This is a genomic window from Rathayibacter sp. AC182, assembly GCF_979253875.1.
In genome coordinates this window covers 1,501,253-1,520,663 of record NZ_CEEDEK010000005.1, presented here as the reverse complement: position 1 = coordinate 1,520,663, position 19,411 = coordinate 1,501,253, and the positions used below count along the sequence as shown (strand labels likewise).

Below are 19,411 nucleotides of genomic sequence, written 5' to 3'. Positions count from 1 at the left end.
GACCTCCATCCGCACTCGTGCGCGTCTCACCTGTTTGCATGCAAACGCAGCTCACTGATCCGGCGTCCTGACGCCGATCTACGGTCAGAGCGAAGCGGCAGGCATCATTCAGGCTCCCGCTTCATCGTTCGCGCGGTGGGCGCACGGTCATCGCTTCCCCCAGCGCACCGCCGGTGAGTGGGGGTGGAGCGCCCCTCTTCTCACAGGAGTGACCGACGGGCGCAGGCTGACGGTGCCGTTCGCGGCCCTCGCCGAAGGTTTCATCATCGAGTCCTTCCGTCGGGTCGGGCTTCCGATGGCCAGGATTCGACCGGCGATCGAAGTCCTTCGGAAGGAGATCGGCCTCTAGCACGCTCTTCTCAGCGAGCGCCTCCAGACCGACGGCGCCGAGATCCCCTACCGGAACGGGGAGAACGAGCTGGTCGTCGTTCGCAATCATCAAGGCGTGTTCAACGAGGTGGTCGCCGAGTTCCTGCAGCACATCACCTACCGAGGGGGATTCGCTGACGCCGTTCGCCTCCCCGCCTTCGAAGCGGTGGATGTGGTCGTCGACCCGCATCGGAACGCCGGTCAGCCGACGGTCGATCGAATCGGCGTGCGCGTGGAGGACATCGTCAGTCGGGTTCGAGGTGGCGAGCCGATGGAGGATGTCGCCGACGACTTCGGACTTCGGCGTGCCGAAGTGAAGTCTCTGATCCTCAAGGCGGCGTGACGTGCCGGTGGCTCGCTTCCTCCTCGACAGATCACTCGGCCAGAGAGCGCTGATCGGGAGGTTGCGAGCCGCCGGATGGGACGCGCGCACTCTGGCCGAGGAATTCGGCGACCACCGGGCGCAGGGCATGCGGGATGAGGAGTGGATCAGCGAAGGAACCGACGCGGGGTTCGTCCTTCTTGCCAAGGATCACCGCATAGCCAGTCGGCCTCTGGAGGCGCAGTCCATCGCACGAGTCTCCGCCCAAGTCGTGGTGTTCGCTCGCGGTGACCTGACAGCGGTGCGGATGGGCGATCTCTGCATCGAGTTCGCCGACAGGATCCACGAGCTCGGCACCAAACCGGGACCGTACGTCTACTCCATCGCAGCTCACGGGCTCACTCGGAAGCGACTCGACCTCCCGATATGGATCTCGTACACCGGGAACGACGAAGGCCCCCTGCTTCCGGGGAAGCAGGGGGCCTTCGACAGTGGCGGTACCGGTGGGATTTGAACCCACGGTGGACGCAAGCCCACACATGTTTTCGAGACATGCTCCTTCGGCCGCTCGGACACGGTACCGGGGTCGAGTGTACGCGACGCTCACAAGTCGCGCCAATCGGCGCGGGATCGAGGGGCCGGACGGGTCAGACCACCGCGGGCAGGAGGAACGAGAGCACGCGGTCCCACTCCGAGACGGCGAGCAGGTGTCCGCGGCCGGGGACCTCCTCGAGGCGCGAGTCGGCCAGTCGGGCGGCGTACCACTCGCCGTGGAGGCGGCCGACCTCGGCGTCCTCGGCTCCGTAGAGCAGGAGCGCGGGCGAGGCGACGGCGTCGACCGCGAAGCCCCAGTCGAGCAGCGTGTAGCCGATGATGTCGGCGGCCATGCCGGTGGCGCCCTGGGCAGCGGCTCGCCCGAGCATGCGGAGGAGGCGGTCGCGAACGCCGGGCGCCTCGAGCAGCGGGGCGTCGGCCTCGCTCGCGCCGAGCATCCCGAGGAGGGCGGCCGGAGCGGGAGCCGGGCCGAACGCCTGCTCGAGCGCGGCGCGGAGGGTCTGGACGGCGTCGGCCACCGGCAGCGCGCGCAGCGACTCGAGCATCGCCCGGTTCTCGTCGCCGACCCACGGCACGGCGTCGTCGGGCGCCGGAGTCGCGAGCACGGCCACGCGCTCGACGAGGCCCGGGTAGTTGGCCGAGAGCGCGAGCGCGACGCGGCCACCGGCCGACCAGCCCGCGGCGGCGACGGAGGCGATGCCGATGGTGGCGAGGTACTCGGCGATGTCGGCGGCGGCCTGCTCGGGGGTCGCGGGCGCCGGCCCCCGCCTGGTCGAGGTCGTTCAGCAGCTCGGAGTCGCCGTAGCCGGGGCGGTCGAACGACAGCAGCCGGACGCCGTGCCGGGCGGTCGCCGCGGGGTCGGGATCGAGATCGGCCGAGCCGGGGGCGGGGTGCGCCAGCACGACGACGTGCTCGGCGTCCTCCGGACCTGTCCAGGAGACCCCGAGCGCGCGGCCGGATTTGAGGTGGTGCACTGTCGACGCCATGGGGTCATCCTCCCGCAGACCTCCGACAGCGCCGGCGCGCCGCTCGGGGCGAGCCTCTCTCCACAGGCGGCGATCCTGCACCGTTCTCCCCGGCGCGGGCGCGGCACCCTCGCGTGTCGGTGCCGCCCGGTATCGTCGAAGACACGTTCGAAGGAACGTCCGATGTCGGAGGCGGCTCCTAGCCTCGTTGCAGACCCTCTCCCCACCTCCCACCCGCTCCGGAAGGACCTCATGGCCGCCTCGAAGACGCGCACCGCCGCCTACCGCTGCTCGGAGTGCGGCTGGACGACCGCCAAGTGGGTCGGCCGCTGCGGCGAGTGCCAGCAGTGGGGCACGGTCGTCGAGAGCACCGAGCGCACGGGGCTGGTCCGCGCGGTCGCGGCGGTGGCCCCGTCCGCGGGGCGCGTCGCCCGGCCGATCACCGAGATCCCCACCACGTCCGGGGCGCACCACCGGCCGACCGGCGTCGGCGAGCTCGATCGCGTGCTCGGCGGCGGCATCGTCTCGGGTGCGGTCGTCCTGCTCTCGGGCGAGCCCGGCGTGGGCAAGTCGACGCTGCTGCTCGAGGTCGCGTCGCGCGCCGCCGCCGAGGGCCAGCGCGTCCTCTACGTCAGCGCCGAGGAGTCGGCCGCGCAGGTCCGCATGCGCGCCGAGCGCACCGGAGCGATGCACGACAGCCTCTACCTCGCGGCCGAGACCGACCTCGCGACGGTCCTCGGTCAGATCGACGAGGTGCAGCCCGACCTCCTCATCGTCGACTCGGTGCAGACCGTCGCGAGCGACACCGTCGACGGCCTGCCCGGCGGCCCGAGCCAGGTCCGCGAGGTCGCGGCCACCCTGATCCGGGTCTGCAAGGAGCGCGCGCTTCCGCTCGTGCTCGTCGGGCACGTGACGAAGGACGGCTCGATCGCCGGCCCGCGCCTGCTCGAGCACCTGGTCGACGTGGTCTGCCACTTCGAGGGCGACCGCCAGACGGCACTGCGGTTCGTCCGCTCGCTCAAGAACCGGTTCGGCCCGACCGACGAGGTCGGCTGCTTCGAGATGACCGCCGAGGGCATCGCCGAGATCCCCGATCCGAGCGGCCTCTTCCTGTCGCGTACCCGCTTCCCCACCCCGGGCATCTGCGTCACCGTGGCGATGGAGGGGCGGCGCGCCCTGCCCGTCGAGATCCAGGCCCTCGTCATCGCCAACGACGGCGAGCACCCGCGCCGGGTGACGAACGGAGTCGACGCCTCCCGCGTCGCGATGATCCTCGCGGTCCTCGAACGGCAGGCGGGCATCCCGCTGCGGCGCTGCGACGTGTACGTCTCGACGGTCGGTGGAGTGAAGCTGATGGAGCCCGCCGCCGACCTCGCCATCGCCGTCGCGATCGCCTCCGCCCACGCCTACACGCCGCTCCGCCCCGGCATCGCCGCGTTCGGCGAGATCAGCCTCTCCGGCGACATCCGACCCGCCTCCGGAGCGAAGCAGCGCGCCAACGAGGCCACCCGCCTCGGGCACTCCTCGCACCTCGACTCCGGCGCCTTCACCCTCTCGAGCGCGATCACCCACGCCCTCGTACCGGTGCCGGAGCGCATCCCGGAGGGCCGCTCCGGCCCTCGATCGAGGATGCAGGGCGCTTAGACCCCGCCGCCTCCGCCGCCCCCGCCGCCGCCTCCCGAGCTGCCGCCCCTCCGGCACCGCCGCTCGACGAGCTCGTCGACGAGCCCACGAAGCTCGACGCCGACGACGAGAACGACGACACACTGCCCGCGAAGGCCGCCGCGTGGAACCCGCTCGACCCCGAGTACCAGACCGGGTCCTCACCCGCCCGCTCGTACGCCACGGCCAGCGCGCTCGCCCACTCCGATTCGAGTCCGAGCAGCACCGCCCACGGCAGCAGCCGCTCGGTCACCTCCACGACCTCCACCGGACCGAGCCGGCTCCGTTGCGCCCCCTCGGGCGACTGCAGCATCGCGAACCGGTCGGCCTCCGCCAGCTTCAGGTACAGCTCCAACCCGCGCAGATGGTCCCGCAGCTCCGCCCCCGCAGAGGTCAGCGGCACCTTCGCCAGAAGCAACGCACACCGTCGCGCCCACCGCGATCGCGACCAGCACCAGGACGAACGGCAGCGCTCCGCCCAGCGACGCGACGAGCAGACCCGCACCGCCGACCACCGCGAGAATCGCGGCCACGACGGTGGCCAGGATCAGCCACACCGACCCGCGGACGGTCCCCGGACGCCGCAGGCCCTCCTCCTCCAGCCGCTTCGGCAGGGCGCTCAGGAACCCCGTGACCGCCTTGCCGAACTCCTTGTCCTTGTCCGACAGGTCGCGAACAGCACCCGGCGCGGGCGAGGGCCCGAACGCGATGTCGCGGAAGCGCTGCTCGTCGACCGCCAGGGCCGCGGTCGACCGGCGCCCCGCAGCGACACCTGCGCCGGATCGAGCACCCGCAGCAGGAAGGCCGGCTTCCCCCTGGGCCCCTCGATCTCCTCGATCCGCGCGAAGCGCCGCACCGCCGCGTCGACCAGCGCGGCCGCCGCGGCCCGGGTGGTCTTCGACCGCAGCTGCGCCGAGCAGGAACAGCCCCTGCAGCGGCGGCTCGTACTCGGCGATGATCGTCGGCCGCCCCGGCGCGTCCTTCAGCACCGTCGCCCTGCGGTGCGCCGCCGCGGCGAGGAGCGCCAGCAGCGCCACCAGTCCGACCAGCTGCACCCACCCCCACGCCGAGGCGAAGTAGCTGTCGTCCCGCGGAGTGAAGGTGCCCGGAGCGAAGCCCACCGCGACGGTCACGTTCTCGCCGGCCGCCAGATCAGCGCCCGTCGCCGTCACCACCGAGTCCCCCTCCTCGAGGACGCACCCCTCCGTCGAGCCGGCGGCACCGCGGTAGCACGAGGCCGTGCCGGTCGCCGCCTCCGCGAGCCCTGGGCCGAGCTCGATCCGGATCCGGTAGTCGTCGAACGGCTGCCGCCAGGCGGTGCCGTTCGTGTCCCAGTAGAACTCGTCCTCTCCGCTCGAAGTGCCGGAGGCGGGCAGGGTCACGTTGCGCTGCCGGTAGGTGAAGACGTACGTCTGCTCACCCGCGACGTAGTCGTCGGAGGCACTCGTGACGATCAGGACATCGTCCTCCGTCTCGGTCTCGATCGGACGCGGCGCTCCGTCCTCGTCCGTCACCGACACCAGCTCGACGTCCGTCGGATGCCCGTCGAAGCGGAGCGGGATCGCGCGCTGCATCCCGCGGTTCTGGTTCCGCGGGAACTCGGCGACGAAGGTCTCCTCGGTCGTCAGCGTCGAGCGGCCCTCGTCGTCGCGGTCGAGCACGAAGTCGGCCGAGTACTCCGAGAAGCGGAAGTCGTCGACTCCGGCCACGAGACCGCTCGCCGACGCGGCGGGCGCGGCGAGCAGCGGAGCGAGGAGCAGCCCGGCTGCGGTGACGGCGGACAGGACACCGGTGGGAATCGCCCTCATGCTCCCGAGCGTAGGCGCGCGACGTGGCGGGCCGCGTCCGTCGGACGGGCGAGAACTACTGCAGCAGGAACTGCGTCGTCGACCCCGACGGGATCCCCGCGATCGACACCGACAGAGCGTAGGCCGCCCCTTCGGCCGAGACGGCCTCCCGCCCGCCGGAGCAGGTGTCGGGCGAAGAGCGGGTGCGGTCCCACGTGATGGGGCTGCCGGTCACGGTCCGGCCCGCCTGCAGGAGGACCTCGAGATCCGAGGCGCCGATCTGGCAGTCCGTCGACGTCCAGATCGGGTCGGAGCCGCTCGTGATGGTGAAGACCTGCTGCGAGGTCCCCGCGTCGATGACGCAGTCCGAGTTCGAGATGTTCGCCAGCGACAGCGAGAGCTGCGGGTTCTCCCCGGAGGCGTAGCTCGTCGCGTCCGTCACCGCCGTGACCGCGACCATGTCGGCCGTGCAGTCGGGGACCGCCCCGGACGCGGCGGGCATCGACGACGGGTAGAGCGTGGGCAGCGGAGTGGCCGTGGGGCTCGCACTGCCCGCGCGCGATGATCCGGCCCAGGGCTGCAGCGACAGCACGACCGCCAGCCCCGCCACGATCACGAGGAGGGCGAGCAGGACCCCGCCCTGCGCCTGCGGTAGACCGCGGAGGGCAGGCGGCGGGGTGGCGGAGTCACCGGAACAGGCTACGACGCCGCAGCCGTCAGAGCGTCTTGAGCATGCGGGTGTTGCCGAGCGTGTTCGGCTTCACCCGCGCCAGGTCGAGGAACTCGGCGACGCCTTCGTCAGGCGAGCGCAGCAGCTCGGCGTACACCTCGGGGTCGACGACCTTCTCGCCGATGGGCGAGTACCCGTGCCGCGCGAAGAAGTCGACCTCGAAGGTCAGGCAGAACAGGCGCTTCAGCCCGAGCTCGCGGGCGTCGTTCTCGAGCCTCTCCAGGATGTGGTGGCCGACGCCGCGGCCGAGCCAGCCGTCGGCGACGGCGAGGGTGCGCACCTCCGCGATGTCGTCCCACATGACGTGCAGGGCGCCGCATCCGATGGCGTTGCCCTCGCCGTCCTCGGCGATGCGGAACTCCTGCACCGCCCCGTAGAGCACGACGCGGTCCTTCCCGAGCAGGATGCGCTCGTTGACCAGGGGTTCGCTCAGCTCCTGGATGAAGGGGACGTCGCTCGTGCGGGCCCGGCGCACCGGGTACTTCCAATCGGCCATCGGACAAGCGTAGGGCCTGGTGGACGCAGGTCCTGGTGAGCACGGGGCCGGAACGACGACGAGCCCGCCCCTCCGGAGAGAGGGACGGGCTCGTCGTGGTCGTGCGTGCTACGCCATCAGGTCGGGCGTCGCCGGGCCGGCGGTCGCCGCTCCGGTCGTCGCACCGGCGCTGATCGAGATGAGGCGCGGAGTCGTCGTGAAGACGAACTTCCCTCGGCGAAGTCCACGTGGATGTGGTCTCCGGAGCCGAGCTGGCCGTGCAGGATCTGCTCGGACAGCTGGTCCTCGATCTCGCGCTGGATCGCGCGGCGGAGGGGGCGGGCACCGAGGGCCGGGTCGAACCCGACCTCGATGAGGCGCTCCTTCGCCGGCTGCGTCAGCTCGACGGTCATGTCGCGGTCCAGCAGACGGTCGCCCAGGCGCTTGATGAACAGGTCGACGATCTGGAGCAGCTCGGGCTTGGACAGCTGCGGGAAGACGATGGTGTCGTCCACGCGGTTGAGGAACTCGGGCTTGAAGTGCTTCTTGAGCTCCTCGTTGACCTTGCCCTTCATGCGGTCGTAGCCGGTGGCGTTGTCGCCCTCGATCTGGAAGCCGACGGGGCCGCCGGCGATGTCGCGCGCTCCGAGGTTGGTGGTCATGATGATGACGGTGTTCTTGAAGTCGACCACCCGGCCTTGACCGTCGGTCAGGCGTCCCTCCTCCAGGATCTGGAGGAGGGAGTTGAAGATGTCGGGGTGCGCCTTCTCGATCTCGTCGAAGAGGACCACGCTGAACGGCTTGCGGCGGACCTTCTCGGTGAGCTGGCCGCCCTCCTCGAAGCCGACGAACCCGGAGGGGCGCCGAACAGCCGCGAGACGGTGTGCTTCTCGCCGTACTCCGACATGTCGAGCGAGATCATCGCGTTCTCGTCGTCGAAGAGGAACTCGGCGAGCGCCTTCGCCAGCTCGGTCTTGCCGACGCCCGTGGGGCCGGCGAAGATGAACGACCCGGAGGGGCGCTTGGGGTCCTTGAGCCCGGCGCGGGTGCGGCGGATGGTGCGCGAGAGGGCCGCGATGGCCTCCTCCTGACCGATGACGCGCTGGTGCAGCGCCTTCTCCATGAAGACGAGCCGCGAGGACTCCTCCTCGGTCAGCTTGAACACCGGGATGCCGGTCGCCTGGGCGAGGACCTCGGCGATCAGGCCCTCGTCGACGACACCGGTCGCCTTGACGTCGCCCGACTTCCACTGCTTCTCCGAGGCGCAGGCGCTCACCGAGCAGCTGCTTCTCCTCGTCGCGGAGCGAGGCGGCCTTCTCGAAGTCCTGGTCCTCGATCGCGGCCTCCTTCGCGGCGCGGACGACGGCGATGCGGTCGTCGAAGTCGCGCAGCTCCGGGGCGCCGACAGGATCGAGAGGCGCAGGCGCGCGCCGGCCTCGTCGATCAGGTCGATCGCCTTGTCCGGGAGGAAGCGGTCGCTGATGTAGCGATCGGCCAGGTTCGCGGCCGACACGATGGCGCCGTCGGTGATGGAAACCTTGTGGTGCGCCTCGTAGCGGTCGCGCAGGCCCTTGAGGATGTTGATCGTGTGAGGGAGCGACGGCTCCGCCACCTGGATCGGCTGGAAGCGGCGCTCGAGAGCGGCGTCCTTCTCGAAGTGCTTGCGGTACTCGTCGAGCGTGGTCGCGCCGATCGTCTGCAGCTCGCCGCGGGCGAGCAGCGGCTTGAGGATCGAGGCGGCGTCGATCGCGCCCTCCGCGGCCCTGCGCCGACGAGCGTGTGGATCTCGTCGATGAAGGTGATGATGTCGCCGCGGGTGCGGATCTCCTTCGTCACCTTCTTCAGGCGCTCCTCGAAGTCGCCGCGGTAGCGGGAACCGGCGATGAGCGAGCCGAGGTCGAGCGTGTAGAGCTGCTTGTCCTTCAGCGTCTCGGGCACGTCGCCGCGCACGATCGCCTGGGCGAGGCCCTCGACGACGGCGGTCTTGCCGACGCCGGGCTCGCCGATCAGGACCGGGTTGTTCTTGGAGCGGCGCGAGAGGATCTGCATCACGCGCTCGATCTCCTTCTCGCGCCCGATGACCGGGTCGAGCTTGTTGTCGCGCGCGGCCTGCGTGAGGTTGCGGCCGAACTGGTCGAGGATCTGCGAGCCGCCCTGGGGCTGCTGCTGCTCTCCCCCGACCGCGACCTGCTCCTTGCCCTGGTAGCCGGAGAGGAGCTGGATGACCTGCTGGCGCACGCGGTTGAGGTCGGCGCCGAGCTTCACGAGCACCTGCGCGGCGACGCCCTCGCCCTCGCGGATGAGCCCGAGCAGGATGTGCTCGGTGCCGATGTAGTTGTGGCCGAGCTGCAGAGCCTCGCGGAGCGAGAGCTCGAGCACCTTCTTGGCGCGCGGCGTGAAGGGATGTGCCCCGTCGGCTGCGTGCTGCCCCTGGCCGATGATGTCCTGGACCTGCTCGCGCACCGCGTCGAGCGAGATGCCGAGGACTCGAGCGCCTTGGCGGCCACTCCCTCGCCCTCGTGGATCAGCCCGAGCAGGATGTGCTCCGTGCCGATGTAGTTGTGATTGAGCATCTTGGCCTCTTCCTGGGCCAGGACGACGACGCGCCGTGCGCGATCGGTGAATCTCTCGAACATGCTGTCACTCCCTACGGAACCCGCAGGGGTGGGCTCCGATAGAGACGACTGTAACCAGCGCTCCCCGGGGTCGGACCCCTGTTCGCCCTGGGCGTGAGGGCGATCGCGGAGGGTCGCCGACGAGGGCTCCGGGACGCGACGTCTCGATTGCGCACCGTCCGTCCTCTGGAGGATGCGCACGGCGTTCCGCGACGGCAGGATGGCGATGCGCTGCCGCAGTGGTGGCGCGTCGTCATCCCGGGGAACCGTCTGCATGAACCGCACCACCCGTCCACTGCTCGGCAGCGCTTTCTCGCCGGCGGCCTCGTCGTCGCCCGACGCCGCAGCGCGAGCGCCTGACGCGCGACGAAGAGGGCGTCCGAGCCCGAGGTGCGCGAGCACTCCGGTCCGGGCGCCCCGATGACCACGGGGCGAGCACTGCTGGCGGTGCTCGCCTCCGTCGGTGCCCGGGCTCGGCCATCGGATGCTCGGCCGACCCCGGGCGGCGATCGTCCGAGCGGGAGCAGCCGTCGTCGCCGTGCTGGTCGTCGCCCTGACGGCGGCGGTCGTGCTGCGGGATCCCCGCACCCTCGTCGGTCTCGCCACCGACACCCGGGCGCTGCTGCTGCTGGGCGTCGTCGGGGCGCTCATCGGGGTGTTCTGGGCCTCGGGTCCGATCGCGGCGGCCCTCCTCGCCCGGCAGGGCCCCGCACCGGTTCCCGCCCTCGCCGTGGTCACCGTGCTGGCCGTCCTGGCGCCCCTCGGGCGACGACCTGGTGGGTCTCGACCGTCTCGGCCCAGCACCGCCTCCTGACCGCGATCTCCGCCTCCGGCGCCGGCGCCGAGCCCGTCGACGGCCGCTACAACATCCTGCTGATGGGGATCGACGAGGATCCGCTGCGCGACAAGGTGCTGCTGCCCGACTCCCTGACCCTCGTCAGCGTCGACGCCGTGACCGGGCGGAGCGTCCTCTTCGGGATCCCGCGCACCGCGTCGAACTTCCTCTACCCCGCGGACTCGGCGCTCGCGGGCGCCGCCCCTGCAGGGCACCCGCTGCATCGCCGGGCTGCGGCATCAACCACACCTACCAGTACGGCCTCGAGCATCCGGAGCTCTACCCCGGCAGCGCGGACCCCGGCGCCGACGCGATGCGGGACGCGCGGTCGAGGGCTACACCGGTCTGCCCGTCTCGGCCACGGTCTCGATCCGCATGACCGGCTTCGTCGACCTCGTCGACGCCCTCGGCGGGGTCTCGGTCGTGGTGAACCGCCCCGTCCTGCAGGCCGGAGTGCCCGACGACGGCGGCCGTCCCGTCGAGTACGGCCCGCCGATCGCGACCGGTCTGCAGCATCTCGACGGCGGCGAGGCGCTCTGGTTCGCCCGCTCGCGCGTGAACACCTCCGACGCCGACCGCTCCGAGCGCCAGGGCTGCCTGCAGGCCGCCCTGTTCCGCCAGGCCGACCCGCTGACCGTCCTGACCCGCTTCGGCGCGATCGCCCGCGCGGGCGGCGAGAACGTCTCGACGAGCCTGCCGGCCTCCTCCCTCCCCGCGCTCGCCCGCCTGGCCGTCGCCGCCCGCGAGCACCCGTTCGTGCGGGTGGAGCTCGGCCTGCCCCTGACCGTCCCCGAGCAGCCCGACACGGAGCTCGTCCACCGCAGCGTCGCCGACGCGATCGCGGGCGCGCGGGAGGACGACGCGACGACGATCGAGGTGCCCGAGGCGGGGACGCCGGTGGAGGGTCCCGCGGTCAGGGCGCCCGCGGTCGCGGCGCCCGCAGCGCCCCTCTCGCCGGAGCCGGTCGAGCCCGCGTGCAGCCGTCCCGTGACCCTCCTCCGCAGCTCCATGCAGAGGCATACACTTCCCGCATGAGCAACCTGGAGAAGCACCCGGACGAGCACCCGGTGCCCTCCGCCCGCGGGACGACGGCCGAGCCCGAGTCGATCCGGACTCCGCCGGTCGAGATCCTCGAGGCGCGCCTCGTGCCCCTGGGCGGCCCGCGCGCCATCGAGGTGCGCCGCACCCTCCCCCAGCGCTCTGCTCCACGATCGGCGCCTGGTGCTTCGCCGACCACTACGGCCCCGTCACCCTGGGCGAGGAGGCCGGGATGGACGTTCCGCCGCATCCGCACACCGGTCTCCAGACCGTCAGCTGGCTCTTCGAGGGCGAGATCGACCATCGCGACAGCGTCGGCAGCCACCAGCTCGTGCGGCCCGGCGAGCTCAACCTGATGACCGCCGGCACGGGGATCTCGCACTCCGAGGTCTCGACCGGCGGCGCGCCCGTGCTGCACGGCGTGCAGCTGTGGGTCGCCCTGCCGGAGAGCGCGCCTGGGGGTCGCGCCGTTCTTCGAGCACCACCGCGGCGTGCGGGTCGAGCTGCCGGGCGCCGTGGTCCGCGTCGTCGTCGGAGCGATGCTGGGCGCGTCCGTCCCCGCGAGCACGTTCACCCCGCTCCTCGCCGCGCAGATCGACCTCGAGCCCGGAGCCTCCCCTCGAGCTGCCGGTCGACGCCGCCTGGGAGCACGGGGTCCTGGTGGACGCGGGCCCCGTTCAGGTCGAGGGCATCGAGGTGGCGCGCGCCGATCTCGGCTACGTCGCGCCCGGGCTCTCGAGCACTCCGCCTCTCGGCGGGCGAGGGCGGCGGGCGCGTGATGCTGCTCGGCGGCGAGCCGTTCGAGGAGGACCTCGTGATGTGGTGGAACTTCGTCGGGCGCAGCCACGACGAGCGTCGCCGCCGCGCGCGAGCGCTGGCAGGCCGACGTCATCGCGGGGAGCGACCCCTCCGGTCCGTTCGGCGCGGTCGCCGGCTACGACGGCCCCGCGCTCCCCGCGCCGACGCTGCCGTCGGTCCGGCTGAAGCCCCGGCGCCGGGCCTGACGGACCGGCAGGCCGCTACTCCTTCGCCGCACTCGCCTTCTCGGCCCGCTCGTCTCCTCGACGGCCTCGTCCGCCGTCTTCTGCGCCGCTTTCGCCGCCGCCGCCCGATCGGTCGCCTCCGCACTCTCGCGGAACGCGCGCCGAGGATCCTGCATCGCGCTCATCGGCGAGAGATCGCGCGGAGCCGATCGCATCGACGATCCAGCCCGAGATCACGCGCCACTTGCGGTCCAGGCTCGGCATGGCCGCGCCGTGGTACGCCCGGTGGGCGAGCCAGGCGAGGGGACCGCGCAGCTTCACGCCCTTGATCACGCCCGCGCCCTTGCCGATGCCGTACTCGGCGACGGTGCCGACCGAGACGTGGCGGTACTCCTCGACGGGCCCCTCGGTGAGGTCGGCCATGATGTTGCGCGCGAGGAGCTTGGCCTGGCGCACCGCGTTCTGAGCGTTCGGCGGGTAGTACGCCGGCTGCTTCTCGGCGGTGAGGTCGGGGACCTGCGCGCCGTCGCCGGCCGCCCAGGCTCCGGGGACGGGCGTGCCGTCCTTGCGGATCACGCGCAGGCGGGCGTCGGCCATGACGTGGCCGCGGGGACCGCGCGGCGCGTCCGTCGCCTCCAGGATCGGGTTCGGCTTGACGCCGGCCGTCCACACGAGCGTGGCGGTCGGGATGCGCTCGCCGCTCGAGAGCTCGACGACGCCGTCCTCGCACGAGGGCATGGTGGTCTTCAGGTGCACGTTCACGCCGCGGGCGCGCAGGTGCTCGAGCGTCCACTTCGAGAGCTCGGGGCCCACCTCCGGAGCCACGCGGTCGAGGGCCTCGACGAGGTGCCAGCTCACGTCGCCCATCGAGAGCGACGGCTGCGCCGCGAGGGTGCGTCGGCTGAGGTCGAGCAGCTCGCCGAGGGCCTCGACGCCGGTGTAGCCGCCGCCGACGAAGACGAAGGTGAGCAGGCGGCGGCGCTCGGCCGGGTCCGTGGTGAGGGCGGCGCGGGCGATGCTCTCGATGACGCGGTCGCGCAGGTGCGCGGCCTCCTCGAGCGTCTTGAAGCCGATGCCGTGCTCGGCGAGGCCGGGGGTGGGGAACGTGCGCGTGACGGCGCCGAGGGCGAAGACCACCTGGTCGAACGGGAGCGTGCGCGTGGACCCGTCGAGCGCGGCGACGGACGCTGTGCGCTCCTCGAGGCTCACCCCGGTGATCGCCCCGCGGATGACGCGGGTGCGCTTGAGCGCCGAGATCAGCGGCACGGTGACGTGGCGCGGCTGGACGTGGCCGCCGGCGACCTCGGGCAGCAGCGGCTGGTAGGTCATGTAGGGGTTCGGCTCGACGACCGTGACGTCGATCGGAGCGAGGCCGCGGAGCTTCTCGAGCCCCCAGGCCGTGTAGAGGCCGACGTACCCGCCGCCCAGGATGAGGATGCGCGTGGTTCCGGATGCCGTCATGTCGATCCCTTCTCGGACCCGGCGCGACGAGGCGGGCCGGGTGCAAGCGGTGCAGAGGAGTGATCGACGCTACGCCGACGCCCTCGACGCGCACAGGGCCTTGCGCCCGAAGGGCGGAGGAGCGAGAGTGCGCGCCGGTCGACGGTGCCGCGCTCAGCCGACCGCGCGCTCCTCCCGGCGCAGGCGGCGGCGGTACTCGCTGGGCGAGAGCCCGGTCTCGGTGGCGATCGCGCGCCGCAGGCGCTCGGGCGACGAGAAGCCCGAGCGCCGCGCGACGCTCGCTGAGCGGGAGCTCCGCCCCTCGGGCCCGGCGACGATGCGGAGCGCGTTCTCGGTGCGGACGGCGGAGAGGAGGTCGCGCAGCGGTCGTGCCCCGCTCGTCGGCGACGGCCCTCTGCAGGGTCCGCAGACCGCGCGCGGCAGCGGCGCGCGACGGTTCCGGGGTCGAGCGTCGGGTCGGTGTAGTCGGACCGGATGACCTGCTCGGCGGCGTCGACCATGTCGTGCAGGCCCATCCGCTCGGCGGGTGCGTCGGCACGCTCGCCGTCGAGCACCCGGCCCAGACGCTGCACTGCGTCCCGGAGGTAGTCGGCCTGCACCGCGTGCGCGATGTCGAGGTCGGCGAGGACGGCGCGCAGTACGGAGCGGGCCGTGAGCGCCACGGGCGACGGCGGCGAGACGGCGCGGCGGCTCCGCCCGGCGCGGCCGCTCGGAGGCGGGCAGCGCGAGGCGCAGCAGGAGGAACCGCACGGGGCGCGAGGCCGTCACCACGACCGGGACGTCGGCCGAGAGGATGAGGACGCCGCCCGACACCGTCGCGCATCCGGCCTCCGACTCGACCAGCAGCTCGCCCTCCATCGGCAGCACGAAGATCGTCGCCGCCTCGACGACGCGGTCGTTCGGCCAGCGGAGCACGAGCGGCGTCGAGACGACGTGCAGGATCCGCACCCCGTCGAACGCCGCGACGGCGAGGTCCATCCGGAAGGCGGGCGGCGACGGGACGTCCACGTCGATCGACCGGCGCAGCGCGGCGATCCCGTCGGCACCGCGCAGCCGGACGGCGCGCCCCCGCGCTCAGCGGGATGCTCGCGGGGTTCTGCAGGACGGGGCGTGGGACCACGGTGGCGACTCCGATCGTGAGCACGGCCGCCACGGAGGCGCCGTCGCTCGGAGCCTACAAGAGGTGAGGGTTCCTCGGCTCGACCCCTGAAAGGGTCACTGGAGGGCGGAGGTGAGCCTCGCCAGGCTGTCGAGGATCGTGGAGCGCAGCGGCTGACCGCGCCACTCCCGCAGCGTGAGCTCGCGCGAGTGCTCGCGGTAGTCCTGCTGCACCTGGCGCAGGTCCTCGACGAACTCGGAGCCGCGCACCATCAGCGAGACCTCCGAGGTTCAGGGTGAACGAGCGCATGTCCATGTTGCTCGAGCCGATGACGGCGACGTCGTCGTCGATCGTGAAGTGCTTCGCGTGCAGGATCGTGGGCTTGCGGTACATCCAGATGCGCACGCCCGCCGTCAGCAGCGTCTCGTAGTAGGAGCGCTGCGCGTGGTAGACGACGGCCTGATCGCCGATCTCGGACACGAACAGCTCGACGTGCACACCGCGGCGGGTCGCCGTCGTGATGGCGTAGAGCATCGCCTCGTCCGGCACGAAGTAGGGGCTCGTGATGATGATCGACTTCTGCGCCGAGTAGAGCAGGGCCAGGAAGAGGCGCAGGTTGTTCTCGCCGGCGAATCCGGGCCCGCTCGGCACGACCCTGGCAGTCGATCGTGTCGCGCTGCTGGAGGGCCTCCATCGGCTCCGACTCGCGCAGGAGCAGCTCGTCCGTCTCGCTGTACCAGTCGGTGATGAAGATCGCGTTCAAACCCTGCACGACCGGCCCCTCGAGGCGCACCATCAGGTCGTGCCAGTGGCAGGCCGCGGCGGATGTTGCCGCGCTTGTTGTAGCCCGAGTCGACGACGTTCTGCGATCCCATGAAGGCGGCGTCGCCGTCCACGATCAGCAGCTTGCGGTGGTTGCGGAGATCGGGCCGCTGGTACTGGCCGCGCCACGGGCGCACGGGCAGCATGTACGACCAGTGCGCCCCGGCGTCCCGCAGCGCCCGGAGCCGGCGGTAGGTGCCGCCGGCGTAGCCCGGCACGCGGATGGACGCGATGTGATCGAGCAGGATCCGCACGGTCACACCGCGCGCGACGGCGCGGTCGAGGGCGGCGAAGAAGGGCTCGGTGGTCGAGTCGGCGGCGAGGATGTAGAACTCGCAGTGCACGTAGCGGCGGGCGCGGTCGATCTCGGCCGCCATCGCCCGGATCGTCTCCTCGTACCCGCCCTGCAGGCGCGCGTCGTTGCCGCCGACCAGCGGCATCGCTCCGAGGTTGCGGTTCAGCGTCACGACCGACTCGAGCCACTGCGGCCACGGATGGTTGCGCGCGACGCGGTCGATCCCCTCGGTCGACTCGAGGATGAACCGGTTGATCTCCTCCTGCTTGCGCCGGCGCTTGCGCGGGAGCCGGTAGCTGCCGATGAAGAGGAACAGCAGGATGCCGACGTAGGGGATCAGGAAGATCGCCATCAGCCACGCGAGCCCCGTGGTCGGGCGGCGGTTGCGCGGCACGACGATCACCGCCACGACTCGGACGACGAGCTCGACGACGATCGCGGCCACGGCGAGCACGAGCGACCAGTCGGGTGGGGTCACCGGGTCTCCTCGCCGTGTGTCGCTCGCGTGCAGGAGGCGGGCGCTTCGCGCCCCGCACCCCGCGGGGTCGGTCAGGAGGCGTCGCGCGGCGGCAGACCGCGGCGGGCGCGCTCCTTCGCCTCGATGCGGTCGTAGGCGCGGCGCTCGTTGCGGTCGGAGCGGATCAGGGCGCGCATGATGTACCAGAAGATCAGGCCGATGCTGACGGTCGGCAGAAGAGCCCACAGCCCCTGATTCCAGATCTCCCAGTCCATGGGGCGATCCTACCCGGGCGAGCCGTACCCGAGCCGGGGATGGCCGCCGGACGAGCGTCAGCGGCTCTCGAGCGACCGGTTGAGGGCGGACGCGTCGGCGTTCAGCCCCTCGAGCTCGGTGCGGAGGGCGTCGTACTCTGCGATGTCCGCGTCGATGGCGTCGCGGGTCGCGTCGATCTCCTCGCCGCGGTCCAGCAGCTCCGCGCGCTCGGCGTCGAACGCCGCCTCGGAGGAGAAGTCACCGCTGTCGGCGCGGGTGTTGAACGCGTCGATCTCGGCGTTCAGCGCGTCGTACTCGGCGTTGTTCGCGTCGACGCGGGCGGTGAGGTCGGTGTACATCGCGTCGATCCGGGCGACCAGATCGGTGATGCGGTTCTCGAGATCGGTGAACACGGCCTCGTAGCGCTCGTTCAAGCCGACGACGACGGAGCGATCGGTGAAGAACTGCGCGTAGTGCGCCTCGAGCGCGGGCGGCAGGTCGGCGACCTCGGTGCCCAGGATGGAGTGCAGCTCGTTGACGCGCTCGCCCGGGCCGCCGGTGCGGTACAGCTCCAGGCGCTCGGCGATCTCGCCGCCCTCGGGGAGGCCCTCGTACGCCGTCTCGAGCCTCCGCACCCAACTCGCTCCGCTCGTCGTCGCCGAGTCGGACCCAGGCGGCGTGCAGCATCTCGTGCGCCGCCGTGACGTCGCGGATGCCGTCGAGATCGGGGTTGTCGACGTCCGAGATGAAGATGTCGGTGCCGGTGTAGCAGCCCAGGACGATCTCGTCCGAAGCGCCGTAGCCGCAGAGCTCGTTGAAGCCGGACGTCGGCTCCACCGAGGTGCGAGGCGTAGTACAAGGCCCGTCCGCGGGTCGACATGGCCGTCCGCTCGGCGAAGCCCTCGATCACGGCGTCGGGCGTGAACGACTCGGCCGCGCGCTGGTCGGCGACGGCCGTGCCGAGGTCCGCCGAGTCGGCGAGCACGGAGCCGGCGACCACGGTGCCGACGCCGAACTGGGCGACGGTGAGCACGCCCGCGACGGCGATCGCGACGATGCTGGATGCGCGGACCACGTCTCCCCGTCCGGCCAGGAGGCCGTCGTCGTTCGCGGCGGGGACCTACTCCGCCGCCGAACCAGGCTACTTGACCAGCGGGAACAGGATCGTCTCGCGGATCCCGAGGCCGGTGATCGCCATGAGCAGGCGGTCGATGCCCATGCCCATGCCGCCGGTGGGCGGCATGCCGTCGCTCGAGGGCGCGGAGGAAGTCCTCGTCCAGTCGCATCGCCTCGTCGTCGCCGGCCGCCGCCTGGCGCGCCTGCTCGACGAAGCGCTCGCGCTGCACGACGGGGTCGATGAGCCCGGAGTAGCCGGTGGCGAGCTCGAATCCGCGGACGTACAGGTCCCACTTCTCGACGACGCCCGGGATGCTGCGGTGCGCGCGGACGAGCGGCGACGTGTCGACCGGGAAGTCGAGCACGAAGGTGGCGGTGAGCCCGCCCTTGACGAAGTGCTCCCACAGCTCCTCGACGTACTTGCCGTGGGTCGGCACGTGCGCACCTCGACGCCCTCGCGCTCGGCGAGCGTCTCGAGCTCGACGATCGGGGTCTCGGGGGTGATCGCGATGCCGGCGGCCTGCGAGAGGCTCTCGTACATCGAGATGCGGTCCCACTCGCCGCCGAGGTCGAACTCGGTGCCGTCGGCCCACGTGACCACGTGAGATCCGGCGACGGCGAGCGCCGCGTTCTGGATCAGCTCCTGGGTCAGGTCGGCGATCGACGTGTAGTCGCCGTACGCCTGGTACGCCTCGAGCATCGCGAACTCGGGCGAGTGCGTGGAGTCGGCGCCCTCGTTGCGGAAGTTGCGGTTGATCTCGAAGACGCGGTCGATGCCTCCGACGACGGCGCGCTTGAGGTAGAGCTCCGGCGCGATGCGCAGGTAGAGCTCGGTGTCGAACGCGTTCGAGTGCGTGGCGAACGGACGGGCGGAGGCGCCGCCGTGCATGACCCGCAGCATCGGCGTCTCGACCTCGAGGAAGCCGTGCGAGGTGAAGGTGCTGCGGAGCGACGCGTTGACCGCCGCGCGGGTGACGACCGTCTCGCGGGCCTGCGGGCGCACGATGAGGTCGAGGTAGCGCTGGCGCATCCGGGTCTCGTCGCCGAGCTCGTTGTGCAGGTTCGGGAGCGGGAGGATCGCCTTCGCGGCGATCGTCCGGTCGGACACCCAGACGCTCAGTTCGCCGCGCTTGCTCGAGATGACCTCGCCCTCGACGAACAGGTGGTCCCCGAGGTCGACGAGCTCCTTCCAGGCGGCCAGCGACTCCTCGCCCACGTCGCCGAGCGAGACCATGGCCTGGATGCGGGAGCCGTCGCCGGACTGCAGCGTCGCGAAGCAGAGCTTGCCCGTGTTGCGCTGGAAGACGACGCGGCCGGCGGAGGCCGACCTTCTCGCCCGTGCGGACGTCCGGCTCGATGCCCTCGTGGCGCGCGCGCACCGCGGCGATCGTGTCGGTGACTCCGACGGCGACCGGGTACGCACCGCCGCCGAGGTCCTCGCCCGCGCGCTCGATCAGGCGCTCGCGCTTGGCGAGCCGCACGGCCTTCTGCTCCGACGCCTCCTCGGGGGAGAGCTCGTCGGGGGTCACGGGGGCGTCGGGGGTGTCGGCCATGTCGGGGCGCAGGTGC

At 71.9% G+C, this 19,411-nt stretch carries 17 protein-coding genes, 1 tRNA gene and 4 pseudogenes; 9 read left to right on the top strand and 13 right to left on the bottom strand.

The genetic code is table 11. The features are described from left to right. Positions 1 to 67: 67 nt before the first annotated feature. The 3 genes from AC0CII_RS19425 (at position 68) to AC0CII_RS19415 (ending at position 1,205) form a co-directional block, all read left to right on the top strand. Positions 68 to 349, top strand: a complete 282-nt coding sequence (locus tag AC0CII_RS19425) for a hypothetical protein (protein ID WP_465231018.1) — start codon at positions 68 to 70, stop codon at positions 347 to 349. 108 nt (positions 350 to 457) lie between these two features. Further along, positions 458 to 712: a DUF433 domain-containing protein gene (locus AC0CII_RS19420; RefSeq protein ID WP_465230359.1), complete on the top strand. Its 255-nt coding sequence runs from the start codon at positions 458 to 460 to the stop codon at positions 710 to 712. 7 nt (positions 713 to 719) lie between these two features. After that, on the top strand, positions 720 to 1,205 hold the full coding sequence (locus tag AC0CII_RS19415) for a PIN-like domain-containing protein (protein ID WP_465230358.1): 486 nt from the start codon (positions 720 to 722) through the stop codon (positions 1,203 to 1,205). On the opposite strand, the gene AC0CII_RS19410 is transcribed toward AC0CII_RS19415, so the two are convergent. Both AC0CII_RS19410 and AC0CII_RS19405 read right to left on the bottom strand, forming a co-directional pair. After that, positions 1,184 to 1,273 (bottom strand) — tRNA-Ser (locus AC0CII_RS19410). The two genes, AC0CII_RS19415 and AC0CII_RS19410, sit on opposite strands and share 22 nt — an antisense overlap. Before the next feature lie 65 nt (positions 1,274 to 1,338). Beyond that, on the bottom strand, positions 1,339 to 1,950 hold the full coding sequence (locus AC0CII_RS19405; RefSeq protein WP_465231017.1) for an alpha/beta fold hydrolase: 612 nt from the start codon (positions 1,948 to 1,950) through the stop codon (positions 1,339 to 1,341). A 514-nt stretch (positions 1,951 to 2,464) separates the two neighbouring features. Between AC0CII_RS19405 and radA the strand changes: the two genes are divergently transcribed. Further along, on the top strand, positions 2,465 to 3,856 hold the full coding sequence (radA, locus tag AC0CII_RS19400) for a DNA repair protein RadA (RefSeq protein WP_207408009.1): 1,392 nt from the start codon (positions 2,465 to 2,467) through the stop codon (positions 3,854 to 3,856). A 179-nt stretch (positions 3,857 to 4,035) separates the two neighbouring features. On the opposite strand, the gene AC0CII_RS19395 is transcribed toward radA, so the two are convergent. The 4 genes and pseudogenes from AC0CII_RS19395 to AC0CII_RS19380 all read right to left on the bottom strand — a co-directional run bounded on the left by AC0CII_RS19395 (position 4,036) and on the right by AC0CII_RS19380 (position 9,502). Further along, complete coding sequence (locus tag AC0CII_RS19395; protein ID WP_465230357.1) at positions 4,036 to 5,682, bottom strand: DUF2207 domain-containing protein; 1,647 nt, start codon at positions 5,680 to 5,682, stop codon at positions 4,036 to 4,038. Between the two features lie 55 nt (positions 5,683 to 5,737). Beyond that, positions 5,738 to 6,277, bottom strand: coding sequence for a hypothetical protein (locus tag AC0CII_RS19390; protein ID WP_465230356.1), 540 nt, complete (start codon positions 6,275 to 6,277; stop codon positions 5,738 to 5,740). A 100-nt stretch (positions 6,278 to 6,377) separates the two neighbouring features. Then, entirely contained in the window at positions 6,378 to 6,887 is a 510-nt protein-coding gene (locus tag AC0CII_RS19385; protein ID WP_251946136.1) for an amino-acid N-acetyltransferase, read from the bottom strand. 108 nt (positions 6,888 to 6,995) lie between these two features. After that, positions 6,996 to 9,502 (bottom strand): annotated as a pseudogene (locus tag AC0CII_RS19380) (ATP-dependent Clp protease ATP-binding subunit). A 463-nt stretch (positions 9,503 to 9,965) separates the two neighbouring features. Here AC0CII_RS19380 and AC0CII_RS19375 point away from each other — a divergent pair. The 5 genes and pseudogenes from AC0CII_RS19375 to AC0CII_RS19355 all read left to right on the top strand — a co-directional run bounded on the left by AC0CII_RS19375 (position 9,966) and on the right by AC0CII_RS19355 (position 12,133). Next, a complete protein-coding gene (locus AC0CII_RS19375) occupies positions 9,966 to 10,295 on the top strand; it encodes a hypothetical protein (RefSeq protein ID WP_465230355.1) in 330 nt (109 codons plus the stop codon). Continuing rightward, a complete protein-coding gene (locus AC0CII_RS19370) occupies positions 10,258 to 10,695 on the top strand; it encodes a hypothetical protein (RefSeq protein WP_465230354.1) in 438 nt (145 codons plus the stop codon). The genes AC0CII_RS19375 and AC0CII_RS19370 overlap by 38 nt, the downstream gene beginning before the upstream one ends. Next, on the top strand, positions 10,692 to 11,351 hold the full coding sequence (locus AC0CII_RS19365) for an LCP family protein (protein ID WP_465230353.1): 660 nt from the start codon (positions 10,692 to 10,694) through the stop codon (positions 11,349 to 11,351). The genes AC0CII_RS19370 and AC0CII_RS19365 overlap by 4 nt, the downstream gene beginning before the upstream one ends. Further along, a pseudogene (locus AC0CII_RS19360) lies at positions 11,335 to 11,730 on the top strand (pirin family protein); the annotation flags it as partial. The gene AC0CII_RS19365 and the pseudogene AC0CII_RS19360, both read left to right, overlap by 17 nt. Positions 11,731 to 11,845: 115 nt before the next feature. Then, positions 11,846 to 12,133: a hypothetical protein gene (locus tag AC0CII_RS19355; protein ID WP_465231133.1), complete on the top strand. Its 288-nt coding sequence runs from the start codon at positions 11,846 to 11,848 to the stop codon at positions 12,131 to 12,133. Positions 12,134 to 12,373: 240 nt separating this feature from the next. Here AC0CII_RS19355 and AC0CII_RS19350 read toward each other — a convergent pair whose 3' ends face one another. The 7 genes and pseudogenes from AC0CII_RS19350 to lysS form a co-directional block, all read right to left on the bottom strand. After that, complete coding sequence (locus AC0CII_RS19350; RefSeq protein WP_465230352.1) at positions 12,374 to 13,798, bottom strand: NAD(P)/FAD-dependent oxidoreductase; 1,425 nt, start codon at positions 13,796 to 13,798, stop codon at positions 12,374 to 12,376. Positions 13,799 to 13,951: 153 nt separating this feature from the next. Next, a complete protein-coding gene (locus tag AC0CII_RS19345) occupies positions 13,952 to 14,806 on the bottom strand; it encodes a hypothetical protein (RefSeq protein WP_465230351.1) in 855 nt (284 codons plus the stop codon). A 207-nt stretch (positions 14,807 to 15,013) separates the two neighbouring features. Further along, positions 15,014 to 16,492 (bottom strand): annotated as a pseudogene (gene cls / locus AC0CII_RS19340) (cardiolipin synthase). Between the two features lie 71 nt (positions 16,493 to 16,563). Then, positions 16,564 to 16,746, bottom strand: a complete 183-nt coding sequence (locus AC0CII_RS19335; RefSeq protein WP_465226751.1) for a hypothetical protein — start codon at positions 16,744 to 16,746, stop codon at positions 16,564 to 16,566. A 57-nt stretch (positions 16,747 to 16,803) separates the two neighbouring features. Beyond that, positions 16,804 to 17,160: a hypothetical protein gene (locus AC0CII_RS19330; protein ID WP_465230350.1), complete on the bottom strand. Its 357-nt coding sequence runs from the start codon at positions 17,158 to 17,160 to the stop codon at positions 16,804 to 16,806. Continuing rightward, the gene (locus tag AC0CII_RS19325) at positions 17,157 to 17,801 is read right to left on the bottom strand and encodes a hypothetical protein (RefSeq protein ID WP_465230349.1); all 645 of its coding nucleotides are present in this window, start codon (positions 17,799 to 17,801) and stop codon (positions 17,157 to 17,159) included. Before AC0CII_RS19325 ends, AC0CII_RS19330 begins: the two co-directional genes overlap by 4 nt. Positions 17,802 to 17,867: 66 nt before the next feature. Next, a pseudogene (gene lysS / locus AC0CII_RS19320) lies at positions 17,868 to 19,395 on the bottom strand (lysine--tRNA ligase). Positions 19,396 to 19,411: the final 16 nt, after the last annotated feature.

Coding starts and splice junctions, on each gene's coding strand:
- radA (WP_207408009.1), top strand. CDS start 2,465: ATGGCCGCCTCGAAGACGCGCACCGCCGCCTACCGCTGCTCGGAGTGC.
- AC0CII_RS19395 (WP_465230357.1), bottom strand. CDS start 5,682: ATGAGGGCGATTCCCACCGGTGTCCTGTCCGCCGTCACCGCAGCCGGG.
- AC0CII_RS19385 (WP_251946136.1), bottom strand. CDS start 6,887: ATGGCCGATTGGAAGTACCCGGTGCGCCGGGCCCGCACGAGCGACGTC.
- AC0CII_RS19375 (WP_465230355.1), top strand. CDS start 9,966: ATGCTCGGCCGACCCCGGGCGGCGATCGTCCGAGCGGGAGCAGCCGTC.
- AC0CII_RS19365 (WP_465230353.1), top strand. CDS start 10,692: ATGACCGGCTTCGTCGACCTCGTCGACGCCCTCGGCGGGGTCTCGGTC.
- AC0CII_RS19350 (WP_465230352.1), bottom strand. CDS start 13,798: ATGACGGCATCCGGAACCACGCGCATCCTCATCCTGGGCGGCGGGTAC.
- AC0CII_RS19335 (WP_465226751.1), bottom strand. CDS start 16,746: ATGGACTGGGAGATCTGGAATCAGGGGCTGTGGGCTCTTCTGCCGACC.